This is a genomic window from Peribacillus sp. B2I2 (genome assembly GCF_041261685.1).
Lineage (GTDB): Bacteria > Bacillota > Bacilli > Bacillales > DSM-1321 > Peribacillus.
The window spans coordinates 4582911-4595016 of sequence record NZ_JBGCCB010000001.1; the positions used below are offsets into that span (position 1 = coordinate 4582911).

Genomic DNA, 12106 nt, shown 5'->3' on the forward strand with positions numbered 1-12106 from the left:
TCTTAAAGATATAGGATGAACCCCTTGATGGCAAGGAACACAAATAACCGCCCTGCCCTTAAAGGCTAGAGCGGTCACTAAGTTTGACCCATCAATCGGTATTGGAACCAGGGCCGTTCTTTCGTTTATTGGCAGAATATTCCTTACCGTGTGCTTCATGTTCTGCAATGATGTCCGCTTTCGGAATATGGTTATTCTTTTTCGGTGAACCGGTACGGTTGCGATGTTTTTTTCCCATGATGCATCTCCCCTTCATTATGCTATTTATTACGTTTTCTAATGTTAGCTTGTCCGATTATCACCGAAAATACCTGCAAAATAAGCACTTCATAATAAAGGAAAAACCATCGCTGAGACCGAATAGATAGAAAACTGATATATGTGGAGGGAATAATATGTTTCCTGTATTGAACACGGAAAGGTTACGATTAAGGGAAATTCGTGAAAGTGATGCGGAAGCCCTTTTCCAATGTTTATCAAAAGATGAAGTCACCCGCTTTTATGGTCAGGATTCATTGGAAACTGTCGGGCAGGCGCAGGATATTGTGGCAACTTTTGCGAAAAACTATCTTGAAAAACGAGCGATTCGATGGGGAATTGAACGCATTGATACGCAAGAATTGATTGGTACAATCGGTTTTCATGCCCACAGTCCCAAATACAGGCGGGCGGAAATCGGTTATGAAATCCATCCTGCACATTGGCGCAAAGGATTTGCTTCAGAGGCTCTTAAAGAAATTATCGCTTACGGCTTCAACAACCTTGATTTAACACGCATCGGTGCAGTTGTCTTTCTGGAAAACCAGCCATCAAGTGATCTATTGGTTAAGCTGGGCTTCATCCAGGAAGGAATATTAAGGAGTTATATATATCAAAATGGTGTCCCTCATGATACATATGTCTATTCACTTCTGAAGTGAAACGATAACCCTCTTTGGAGGGTTCCATTGAAGAAATTTGCGACACTCATGCAGAATAACTGGCTAGCCGAGACCACAAAGGTGCTTGCGGCGAGGAGGCTTGGCAGACAGTCGGCGGAAAGGGAGCGGATTTCTGAAATCAAACTGGCTCTTCTTTCTAATTGTCTACAGACTGAAACCCTCTTTCACTCATTTCGTTTCTGTTTCGAAGCATCCGTTCCCCCATTCCATTTACTTATTCGAGTCGAAAAAAACAGCAAATAGATTTCCTTAATATACCAAATTACCCACAAGAAAAAGTCACCAAAACATGGCGACTTCCACTTCACGATTTAGGTGACTACAAGATAGTCTTTCAAGGCCTGCTGCAGCGTCCCCTTTGTCTCTGCTCTACTTTCGATTTGAACCCCTGAACGGATCATTTTGGTAACCACTTCAGGGCGTAAACCAGTCACTACAGCTTTACACCCCATCATTGCCGTTCCATCGAGGATTTTCAATAAATCATTAATGATTTCAACCTCCATTTCGATGATACCGGATAGATCCAAGATTAAGGTATGTATCCGTAGTTTACCTATCTCCAGCAATACCTTTTCCTCGATTATCCGTATACGTGAATCATCGATTGTCCCAATTAAAGGAAGGACGCAGGTGGTGGAAGTGATTGGAATGATCGGGACGGATAGATTTTCCACCAAGTTTTGCTGGGCCAGAATCAATTTGTCTTTGTAATCGGAGTAACTGACGAAAAAGGATTTAAGAAATACATCAACCTTTTCATTCACTTTTTTCTCTAATTCAAAAAAGGTTTTGGATTCACTAAACACTACTTTTGCACTTTCGTACTTATAAAGAAAGGTCCAAAGCGTTCGGCGGATGGCCTGAATCCATTCCAGCTTGAATGAAAGCGTCAAGGAGTGGGTTGCCCACGTAACTCCCTCTTGTTCGGCAAAGGCAATCATATCCACTTCATTCTGTTCCACTATATAACGGATGAGTTTATGGGCATTATTCAAAAGGTCGACATTTCCAATTAGAAGGATTTCTTCGATCTTATCCCTGACATTGACAGCTTCCGATAAAAGATATTCTTCAAATTCACTTTTATTCTGCAAAAGGAATTCCATTATTTTTTCTTCCTCATAAACAAAACTCATTCGTCTCCACTCCCTTTTTGTAACTTTCAACTGTGACTTTTGTTACTAATTACTTTCTATATTGGTGAAGTTTTTTCCTGCTAAAATATTAGAGATATGGCAGGCATATAATTAAAGCTGGGTTACATCCTCGCCTGAAAAGACATTATTCGTTGCTGAAGAAAAAATCAGATGGGTGGAAGATTTCCCGTATTTGATGGCTTCATCGACGAATTCTTCCAGTGTTTCCATGGAAAATGTACTTATTTTAATAAGATAACTGTATTGTCCGGCTAACCGGTGGCACTCCAGAACGTCTGGATGACTTAAGCTAAAATTATAAAAGTCTTTACATCGATCCGTTTCGAATAAAATGAAAGCTGTAATGCTCCTATCAAGTTTTTCAAGGGATATTTCCGTTTTATATCCTTTTATCACTCCGCTTTCCTCCAATTTATTAACACGTTCTTTAGTTGCTGGAGCTGTCAAGGAAACTTCATGTGCCAGTTCCTTCATTGACATGCGCCCATTATTCTCCAACAGGGAAAGTATCTTTTTATCCGTTCTATCCAACTCAATCGCCCTCACTTTTCATTATTAATAAAAATCATCTAAATACATTATAAAATAAATAGAAATGTATTTAATACGTAATTAATCGTATGTAATGGGGAATTTCATTTTTATATAATTAATACAAATATAAAGTTAAGGGGGATGCTGCTATGAAAAAAGTATTGATGCTGCTTTCCAATGGATTCGAAGCAGTTGAAGCAAGTGTTTTTACAGATGTATTGGGATGGAATAAATTGGAGGGTGATGGTACCACTGATCTGGTTACGGTGGGACTTCATGAACAATTGAAATGCACATGGAATTTCATCGTGCAGCCCGAATTGACCATCGATCAAGTAAATCTTGATGACTTCGATGCTTTGGCCATTCCTGGAGGCTTTGAAGAAGCCGGTTTCTATGATGATGCATATGATCAGAGGTTTCTTGATGTTATAAAGTATTTTCACAATAAGAACAAAATCATAGCAACGATTTGTGTAGGTTCTCTACCATTAGGAAAAAGCGGGATATTGAATGGAAGAAAAGCCACTACGTACAATCATCCAACTAGTAAGAGACAGGGTCAGCTAAAAGATTTTGGTGCGATTGTCGTTAATGAACCGATTGTCGTCACTGATAATATCATTACATCCTACAATCCTTCAACAGCATTCGATGTTGCCTTCACGCTCTTGGAAATGCTCACTTCCGAAGAGAATTGTAAACATGTGAAGGAATTGATGGGTTTCCATTAAGAATGGTTCTTATCCTAATGAATAAGAAAATCCAGCGGTTGGCTGACACTCATTCACACGGTTCTATTTGAAAAGACTGTAGGCGTAGGAGAAAGGGGGCGGAAAACGTATCTTTCGTCAAATAATTCCGAACCAATGACCAAAAGCAACACCTTCACAAAGTTGATTGGAGAGGAAGGCGCGAGACTCCTGCGGGAAAAGCGCGTCTAGGGGAGACCCCGCAGGCGCAAGCCGAGGAGACTCCCGGACCGCCCGCGGAAAGCGAGTTTCTTGAGCGGAAATCAACGTCCAAATTGTATACAGTCTGAGGGTTCCGAAGGCCAAAAAACGGAACAAGATGAATGATGAAATAAAAAAACCAGTCATATCAATAAGAAATAATTGATATAACTGGTTTTTGATTTAGGTCTGCCATCGCCTTAAAATGGTCGGTGATTTAAAAGATTAATCTATAAATAACTGTCGAATCTAATGGACTTCGCCAGCCAGCGAAGCTAAGAGTTAACTTTCAGAATATCCGAACAGCTGCATAGTGAGGATTGAGGAGTTTTTTTTACAAAAATGAGCAACACTAAGTAAGCATAACTGGTTCGCTATGCTTACGAAATTATTATTTATCAGATGTTTCCGATGTGCCTTCCTCACTGTTTTTGAGGTAAACTTCAGAAATTCCATTCATGCCTTCCAATAGTTGCGCTTTCGTATATTCCATATTGCCAACCAGTTTATTATGCTTCTTATCATTATTCTCTTCTACAAGTTTAGATTCTGAATCAGTCACAATATTCACCTCCATCATTTAGGATGGCAGATAAAGAAGGAAATATGTATGACAGGCGACGACGATAGACATTTTACAAAATGGTCCATTTTAGTGAAAAATTTCAGGCCATACATAAGACCTTCCATTTGGTTAGATCCTTTAAATATGAAGGAAAAGCTTATTTTATGGATATTTTTAAAAAATCAGCTGTTTTCATGAAGCTAAAGGGATATACTAAAGGATAGCTTTTATTTAATTTTTAAAAGTATTTTTTTCGTGTTGCACTTTGTGCAATATTTTACAAGTTTTTCTAATTATTTTAACAAAATGCTTATTGTAAAGGAGAATTGGATATGTCAGAAACGATTACCCAATCACAGACTGAACAACTTAATGACCGCCAAAAACAATTAGATGTACTGGACCAATTATTAAAGCCTGAGGTTCAGGAATCCTTGAACACTTTAGTTGAGCAGTTACCAAAGCTGACTGAGATAGTGAATATTTTAACAAAGTCTTATGATTTTGCTCAATCAGTAGCGACTGATGATGTTTTGAAAAAGGATACGGTCAGCGCCATTTCGGAGATCGCAGGACCTGTGGTCGATTCAGTGAAAGGGCTTGCGGCCACTTCCATCGAAGCTAAGGATCGCGCTGAAGTGAATAATGATGTGATCGGTCTTTTTGGTCTGTTAAGAATGATGAAAGACCCGCAAGCGCAAAAGCTTTTCCGTTTCGCCCAAGCTTTTCTTGAAGTCTCTTCAGAACGTAAAAACCAAAAATAATTTGATAAACTTTCAATCAGTAAGGACGGGGGATTAACTATGTCAAAACAAATCGTCATCTTAGGTGCAGGTTATGCTGGATTACTATCTGCCTTATCCGTACGTGAATATTACAAGAAGGATGAAGTGCAGGTTACAGTGGTGAACCAATTTCCAACGCACCAAATCATCACCGAATTGCACCGTCTTGCAGGCGGATCCATTTCTGAACAAGCTGTTTCCATTCCTTTGGAAAAGCTTTTTAAAGGAAAAGATATCGACCTTGCCATTTCCAAAGTGGAGTCTTTCTCAGTCGATAAAAAAGAAGTGAAGCTTTCCAATGGCTCCACTTTATCTTATGATGCCCTGGTTGTTGCTTTGGGAAGCCAAACAGGATTCTTCGGCATTCCGGGACTTGAGGAAAACAGCATGGTCTTGAAATCCGTAAATGATGCAAACAAGATTTACAAACATATCGAAGATCGCATCCGCGAATATGCACAAACGAATAATGAGGCGGACGCAACGATCGTGATCGGCGGCGGCGGCTTGACGGGCGTCGAGTTAATCGGTGAAATCGTGGATCATTTCCCTAAAATCGCCAAAAAGTTCGGAGTGGACTTCAAGGACTTGAAAATCAAGCTTGTGGAAGCTGGTCCAAAAATCCTACCGGTCCTGCCTGATCACTTAATCGAACGTGCCATGACAAGCTTGGAAGCACGCGGCGTTGAATTCTTGACAGGTCTGCCTGTTACGGGTGTTAAAGGAAACCAAATCGAATTGAAAGATGGACAAACGATCGTTGCCAATACGCTTGTTTGGACAGGCGGAGTCGCAGCCCTTCCTATCGTAGGCGAATCAGGCCTTGAAGTGGATCGCGGCAAAGCGGCCGTCAATGAGTATTTGCAATCCAAATCCCATAATGATGTATTCGTCGTCGGGGACAGTGCCCTTGCTTTCCCTCCAGAAGGCGGACGTCCATACGCTCCTACTGCACAAAATGCTTGGCAAATGGGTGAGCTTGTTGGATACAACCTTTATGCAGCGTTTGAAGGCAAGAAACTTGAAGAATTTTCACCTGTAAACTCAGGTACACTTGCGAGCCTTGGCCGTAAGGATGCGGTGGCAACCGTTGGAGCCAATAACACTTCCCTAAAAGGTCTGCCGGCTACATTGATGAAAGAAGCAAGTAATATTCGCTATCTATCACACATCAAAGCCCTATTCAGCTTGGCTTATTAATTTATAATAGCCGTTGACATGCATTTACATGTCCGCGGTACATGCCCTTTATTCCCGGTCATTGGGAGTAAAGGGCATTTTTATTTCACTAGGATTAACTTTTTATTGATGGCCTACAGAAAAGGCGGGCCCCCTACTTGAAGGGGGCCCGCCTTATTTCACTCTACATTACTATGTTTGGAATAAGTGAGCTCGTGGCTTATGGACTGGGTTAATGAATAGTCCAAACATACTGCATCACATAAAACATGTACGCATTGATCAAACAATGAGCTTAACGGCTGGACGCTTTTCGTTTCATGGTCCAAGCGATTTTTCGTTGCAGCTGGAATCAACAAGACCTCATGCGAGACATTCGCTAAATCGGATTGATCATTCGTCGTGATGGAAAACACCTTGCATCCCATTTCCCTGCCTTTTGCCGCAACCGAAATCACACTTTTCGTCGAGCCGCTACCGCTAATGGCTATGATTAGATCGCCTTTTGCAATAGAAGGCGTAATCGTTTCGCCGACTGCATAAACGTTTAAGCCGAGATGCATCAATCGCATCGCAAAGGCTTTAGCCATGAAGCCCGACCTTCCTTCACCTACGATGAAAATCCTGTTTTCCGACTGTAACTGCTTTAGGAGCTCATCCGTTTCCGTTCCGTCCATTTTGTGAAATACACCGTTCACTTCTTCTAAAATAACCGCAATTTCTTTTTTCAAACTTTCTTCACACCTTTCTCCCCATTCATCGTTTCCTTAAATAGACGTGCAGCTTCTGCTGGATTTTTTGCTTGTGTAATCGCCGAGCCAATTATCAAGACATCCACACCCCGCCTGATCATTACAGGCAAGGATGAAAGTGTGATCCCTCCTGCAGCCGCGCTCATGGATCCAGCGTGATTTCTCATATGGATCATGGCATGATCAGCTATCTCCTGGCTATCCTTGCTTACATGCTCACAGAAAATCGCCTGATTGTAAATCCGTAACTGTTCAAGCCGGGAATCGGATACATTCAATAAATCAATCATGATCTGCCCATTGTATTCAAGTGCCTTTTCCAGACATTTTTGGATGGTTACATCTGATGCAGCCCCCATTACCGTAGCTACATCGGCCCCGCCTTGAAAGCAAAGATCCATTTCGTAAGCCGCATTGTCCATCGTCTTCATGTCTGCAACAATCTTTTTATCGGGAAAGTGTTTTCTCATTTCTTTGATGCTTTTCGTTCCGAACTCTTTGATCAGGGAAGTCCCCACTTCGATCCAATCAATCGAAGATTCCACGGTTCGTGCCATTTCAATGGCTTCCCCCATATTCATGCGATCCAACGCCAGCTGAATTTTCAAGACGAAACCACCTCCATTTGCTTGACTGATGTAACCGCTGGCTTTTTAACCATCAATGTCAGTAACGCTGAAATCAATAAAGATCCCGCCATGAAAATATAGGATGCTCCAGGCCCGCCAGTCAATCCATTTAAATATCCGACGAAATAGGCACCTACAAATGAGCCAAGCGCCCCCATGCTGTTAATCAGGGCCATTGCTCCGCCAGCGACATTCCTTGGAAGTATTTCAGGAATGATGGCAAAGAACGGTCCATACGGGGCATACATCGCACCGCCAGCAATGACCAACAGTGCATATGAAAGCCAGAAATTCGATGTGCCGATCATGAAGGATCCGAAGAATGCGATGGCCCCCACTAGCAGCGATGTCCAAACGAACGTTTTTCGATTCAATGTTTTATCCGAATAATAGGATAGTGTCAACATTGAAATGACCGCTAATAAGTAAGGTCCGGATGAAAGCCAGCCCGTTGCTACTATATCCATATTGGACGCCTGTTTAATAATGGACGGCAGCCACATGACGAACCCATAAACCCCAATGCTCCACATGAAGTATTGGACGCTGAGCACGATGACCTGCTTCGACTTAAAAGCTTCCTTATAATTTTTAACGGGTTTTAATGCGGCCTGTTCTTTCTGGAGGACCATTTCCATATCTTTCTTTTCTTGATCGGTAAGCCACTTGGCATCTTTTGGACGATCATTGACGACCTTATACCAGATGAACGCCCACAGGACAGCCGGAAGTCCTTCAATGATGAACAGCCATCTCCAGTCGAATGCTTTCAATAGGTAGCCTGAAAGGATCGACATCCACAATACAGTAACAGGATTCCCCAGGATCAAAAAGGTGTTGGCCCGGGAACGTTCTTCTTTTAAGAACCAGTGGCTAAGGAAAACGAGCATCGCAGGCATAACAGCGCTTTCAACGACACCCAGAAGGAAGCGAATCGGATAGAGCCATTCCACACTTGTCGCCATACCCGTCAATGTGGCCAGTCCTCCCCAAAGAATCAAGCTCCAGAAAATCAGAATTTTGGCACTTTTCTTTTCCGCGTAATGCGCGCCTGGAATTTGAAAGAAGAAATAACCAAGGAAAAACAGCGCGGCCAGAAAGGAAGATACCCCGGCTGTGATATTGAGGTCTTCCCCCATCCCTCCCGCTACACCAAACCCATAATTGGCACGGTCGAGATAGGCGAGGCTGTATGTGATGAACACTAAGGGGATCAATCTCATCCACCTTTTTCGCGAAGCTACCTGTAATTGAGACATGATTGAACCACTCCTTTTTTCATAAAGTGTTCTAGCTCTGCCATATTAGGAAGCCCTTCGTGATCTCCAGAAGACATCACGGCTTTGGCCCCTATCGCATTTCCCCGTACAACTGCTTCTTGATACGTTGCCCCTTCCAATAAAGCGCTTATTACCCCGACTGCAAACCCGTCTCCTGCCCCTACGGTATCTACGACCTTCGTTACAGCAAAACCCGGTACCTCTTTCCTTTCATTCTGGGTCGCAAAGTAGGCGCCTTCTTCCCCAAGTTTAATCACGACAAGCTTAACACCGAGTTCGAGATAGTAACTGGCGATATCCTCTTTGTTGCTGTATCCTGTAAGAATTTCACCCTCCTTCATTCCGGGAAGCAGCCAATCCGCCTCTTCCGCAAACCGATTGACGATGTTGATCATCTCCCTTTCATTCTTCCAGAGTGATGGACGAAGGTTTGGATCGAATGATACGGTTACACCCTTTTGTTTCAGATGATTCAAGACTTCCCACGACAACTCTCTGAAACTGTTGGAAATCGCAGGAGGTATCCCCGTTAAATGCAGATGCTGAGTTAAAGGGAGCTTCTCCAGGGGAAAATCCTCCAGGGAAATCTTACTGGCGCTTGAATTCTTCCTAAAGTATTCAACGACCGGATCCCCTTGTTCGACTTTCGATTTTAGCTGGAACCCAGTTGGATTGAACGCATCCACTAAAACATTGGAGACATCCACGCCTTCATTTGTTAGCGTTTTCAAAATCATTCGCCCGAACGAATCGTCCCCCACCTTGCTCATCCATGCAGTTTTGATCCCTAACCTTGACAGACCAATCGCTACATTGGTTTCCGCCCCCGCCACATAACGTTTATAACTAAAGCAGTCTTCAAGTTTTCCTGGCTCATCAGCTATGAACATCGCCATTGCCTCTCCCATCGTCAATACCTTAAGCTCGCTCATGGCTAACCTCCCGTTCTGATTTCATGTGTGAAATATAGGTTTCTATATTTTCCAGGGTTATCGGGAATTCAATCGCTCTCGGACAGGCATCACTGAACCTTTCCAATAACTCTATCACCTCAGGCTGCAGCGGCAATGATACCGGCTCGGTCACCCATTCCTCTTTCCCCCGCTTCACTTTTTTCAGATGAATATAGTCTACATATCTCGCTAAATCTTTTGCAGCATTCATTGGAACCTCGTCTGTATACAGCCAGTTCCCCGTATCAAACGTCAATCTAATCGGGATATCAAACTTTTCGGAGCGGTTCAGGAAATGGGCAATCCGGTTTACATTTCCGCCGTCTAGCGTTTGATCGTTCTCGATGGTGATTTTTAATCCGCAGTTTTGCAGATTTTCCGTCAAGACCTCTTTCACTTGAGCCATATCGGTTTCCGAGAAGTGGTAGTTTCCTAGAGGCATCTTTAACAATTCCGCTCCCAGTTCATCCGATTCCCTTGCCAGTCGCTTAAAACCTTGTTCATTGATTTGATAGTTAGGTCCGATCAGGAATTCCGGAGCGGAATAATAAATGTCCAAGTTAAGCTCCTTGCATAAGGCACCCAATTCTTCCAACGTATCATCCTGGCCCAATAGCTCTCTTCTGATTTCGATTCCATCAGCTCCAGCAGCCGCCACTGCTTTTATGATTTCAAGATGTCCGAGCGTTTGAAGCAATTCCAGCGGTAGTGAATTCATGCATACAAAGACTTTCATAATGATTCCTCCTCCTAATGAACGCTTTAACAAACTAAAATGGTATCGGTACCATTTTGGGTGAAGAATAAAAGTCTTCCATGCTTAGAAGACTTACTTCTGTATAAAAGGCGTCGTTTGTCTAACATTCAACTTCGCTTGATATGCCATTGTTTGGGCTGGAGACACCTGCCCATCAATGCGGCGCAGGATCATTTCCATAGCAGCGACCCCGATTTGGTATGTGGGCTGTTCAATCGTTGTAATACCCGAATAAACAATGGTACTCCAATCCGGATTATCAAATCCCATTATTGCTAAATCTCTAGGTACCGCCAATTTCTTTTCTTGTAAAAGTAAAATTAATTTTAATAGCACGACGCTATTTGCCGTCAATATAACTCTTGATACGCCTTTTGAGTCATCTAAAAAATGCTGGAGCTTGGACTCGACATCATGTAAATCGTCGACATTTACCTCATAAACATCTTCTGAACTCGGATGACTGTGGCTCATCAGCGTTTGCTGAAACGATAGCCGCCGTTCATACCTGGTACTGACCTTGCTTGCAGGTTCGCTGAAAAACGCAATCCGTTCATAATTTTGGCCGACGAGATAATTGACCGCTTGGGAAGTAGCCTGAAAATTATCCAATCCTACCGTATCGATTTCAAGATCTGGCACTTTCCGATCCAAAAGGATGATCGGTGTCTTTTGGGCTTGCATCTGTTTTAACATGTCGTGATTTCCGCCAGTCGTATGAATGATAAGACCGTCAATGCGATGGGATAGAAGCATATCAAAATATCCTCTTTCCTTCTCCGGATTATTATCCGAATTGCAAATCATCAGATTATATCCATTCTGGCTGCATATATCTTCAGCCCCCCGAAGGATGGCCGTCGTATATGGATTGTTGATGTCCGCCACGATGATTCCAATCAAATAACTCTTATTGCTTTTAAGCCCTCTGGCCATCGTGTTTGGGCGGTAATCCATTTTGTTGATCGCAAACTCGATTTTCTTGCGGGTTTTGTCAGAGAGTTCATCATATCTCCCCCCTAAATACCGGGAAACGGAGGTTTTTGAAACACCTGCTTCTCTAGCGACATCGTAAATTGTAACTTTTGAATTTTCTCGTTTAACCATTTCATTCATCCATTCGCGAATTTTGGAACCGGTTCCATTTTTATAAATATTAACACATTCCCAATGAATGTCAATCCATTTTATTCATATTTTCCCACATCAAATTTAATAGCAGAGCCCGCTTTTGAAAAAAGAGCTTCTTCTTCCGGTCCGTTCATTCATCAATCACTCTCTCTTGCAGGTTCCTGAATCAATACCGTAAGTACTACAAAACACTCTTGGTTGAAACATTGGAAACTACATTTACCGTGCAGCATCTGGAAAACAAATTAGTATCACTGCACCAGGGTTGCCTTAGGAAATGAATCACTATTCAATCATTCTTATACTCCGAATGCGCCGTTCGATCATAATTCAGAAGATTTAACGATAGACTTTTTTGCACATAAAGATATAAAGGCTGGCGAGGAAATCACGATCGAAATTGATGATAAATCACCCTTATGGTTTTATATCATCGAGTAGGAGTTTTTGCCATTTCATTTAAAAAGAATCCATTTTGATCAATCTT

The 12106-nt window shown here is 42.4% G+C and carries 15 protein-coding genes and 1 pseudogene; 6 read left to right on the forward strand and 10 right to left on the reverse strand.

Annotation, left to right across the window (positions count from 1 at the left end):
• Positions 1–91: 91 nt before the first annotated feature.
• The gene (locus tag ABIE66_RS22735) at positions 92–238 is read right to left on the reverse strand and encodes a hypothetical protein (protein ID WP_141994063.1); all 147 of its coding nucleotides are present in this window, start codon (positions 236–238) and stop codon (positions 92–94) included.
• A 157-nt stretch (positions 239–395) separates the two neighbouring features.
• On the opposite strand from ABIE66_RS22735, the gene ABIE66_RS22740 reads away from it, so the two are divergent.
• Both ABIE66_RS22740 and ABIE66_RS22745 read left to right on the forward strand, forming a co-directional pair.
• Positions 396–920: a GNAT family N-acetyltransferase gene (locus ABIE66_RS22740; RefSeq protein WP_370016394.1), complete on the forward strand. Its 525-nt coding sequence runs from the start codon at positions 396–398 to the stop codon at positions 918–920.
• Between the two features lie 27 nt (positions 921–947).
• Positions 948–1184, forward strand: coding sequence for a hypothetical protein (locus ABIE66_RS22745; RefSeq protein WP_370016395.1), 237 nt, complete (start codon positions 948–950; stop codon positions 1182–1184).
• A gap of 68 nt (positions 1185–1252) precedes the next feature.
• On the opposite strand, the gene ABIE66_RS22750 is transcribed toward ABIE66_RS22745, so the two are convergent.
• Complete coding sequence (locus ABIE66_RS22750; protein WP_289326452.1) at positions 1253–2080, reverse strand: STAS domain-containing protein; 828 nt, start codon at positions 2078–2080, stop codon at positions 1253–1255.
• Between the two features lie 111 nt (positions 2081–2191).
• On the reverse strand, positions 2192–2632 hold the full coding sequence (locus tag ABIE66_RS22755) for an Lrp/AsnC family transcriptional regulator (RefSeq protein WP_289326453.1): 441 nt from the start codon (positions 2630–2632) through the stop codon (positions 2192–2194).
• Positions 2633–2784: 152 nt separating this feature from the next.
• Between ABIE66_RS22755 and ABIE66_RS22760 the strand changes: the two genes are divergently transcribed.
• The gene (locus ABIE66_RS22760; RefSeq protein ID WP_289326454.1) at positions 2785–3369 is read left to right on the forward strand and encodes a DJ-1/PfpI family protein; all 585 of its coding nucleotides are present in this window, start codon (positions 2785–2787) and stop codon (positions 3367–3369) included.
• Positions 3370–3979: 610 nt separating this feature from the next.
• Here the strand turns inward: ABIE66_RS22760 and ABIE66_RS22765 are convergent.
• Positions 3980–4150: a hypothetical protein gene (locus ABIE66_RS22765; protein WP_289326455.1), complete on the reverse strand. Its 171-nt coding sequence runs from the start codon at positions 4148–4150 to the stop codon at positions 3980–3982.
• 335 nt (positions 4151–4485) lie between these two features.
• On the opposite strand from ABIE66_RS22765, the gene ABIE66_RS22770 reads away from it, so the two are divergent.
• Entirely contained in the window at positions 4486–4917 is a 432-nt protein-coding gene (locus ABIE66_RS22770) for a helical membrane plugin domain-containing protein (RefSeq protein ID WP_289326456.1), read from the forward strand.
• 39 nt (positions 4918–4956) lie between these two features.
• Positions 4957–6138 carry an NAD(P)/FAD-dependent oxidoreductase gene (locus tag ABIE66_RS22775; protein ID WP_289314912.1) on the forward strand — a complete coding sequence of 394 codons (1182 nt, stop codon included), beginning with the start codon at positions 4957–4959 and terminating at the stop codon, positions 6136–6138.
• Between the two features lie 158 nt (positions 6139–6296).
• On the opposite strand, the gene hxlB is transcribed toward ABIE66_RS22775, so the two are convergent.
• The 6 genes from hxlB to ABIE66_RS22805 form a co-directional block, all read right to left on the reverse strand.
• The gene (gene hxlB, locus ABIE66_RS22780) at positions 6297–6848 is read right to left on the reverse strand and encodes a 6-phospho-3-hexuloisomerase (RefSeq protein WP_370016396.1); all 552 of its coding nucleotides are present in this window, start codon (positions 6846–6848) and stop codon (positions 6297–6299) included.
• Complete coding sequence (gene hxlA / locus ABIE66_RS22785) at positions 6845–7477, reverse strand: 3-hexulose-6-phosphate synthase (protein ID WP_370016397.1); 633 nt, start codon at positions 7475–7477, stop codon at positions 6845–6847. Before hxlA ends, hxlB begins: the two co-directional genes overlap by 4 nt.
• A complete protein-coding gene (locus tag ABIE66_RS22790; protein WP_289326459.1) occupies positions 7474–8757 on the reverse strand; it encodes an MFS transporter in 1284 nt (427 codons plus the stop codon). Before ABIE66_RS22790 ends, hxlA begins: the two co-directional genes overlap by 4 nt.
• On the reverse strand, positions 8739–9710 hold the full coding sequence (locus tag ABIE66_RS22795) for a sugar kinase (RefSeq protein WP_289326460.1): 972 nt from the start codon (positions 9708–9710) through the stop codon (positions 8739–8741). Before ABIE66_RS22795 ends, ABIE66_RS22790 begins: the two co-directional genes overlap by 19 nt.
• Positions 9697–10467 (reverse strand): sugar phosphate isomerase/epimerase family protein, encoded by a 771-nt coding sequence (locus ABIE66_RS22800; RefSeq protein WP_370016398.1) that lies wholly within the window; start codon positions 10465–10467, stop codon positions 9697–9699. Before ABIE66_RS22800 ends, ABIE66_RS22795 begins: the two co-directional genes overlap by 14 nt.
• 93 nt (positions 10468–10560) lie before the next feature.
• Positions 10561–11604, reverse strand: a complete 1044-nt coding sequence (locus ABIE66_RS22805; protein ID WP_370016399.1) for a LacI family DNA-binding transcriptional regulator — start codon at positions 11602–11604, stop codon at positions 10561–10563.
• 297 nt (positions 11605–11901) lie between these two features.
• Between ABIE66_RS22805 and ABIE66_RS22810 the strand changes: the two are divergent.
• Positions 11902–12060: pseudogene (locus tag ABIE66_RS22810) on the forward strand (SET domain-containing protein-lysine N-methyltransferase); the annotation flags it as partial.
• Positions 12061–12106 lie beyond the last annotated feature (46 nt).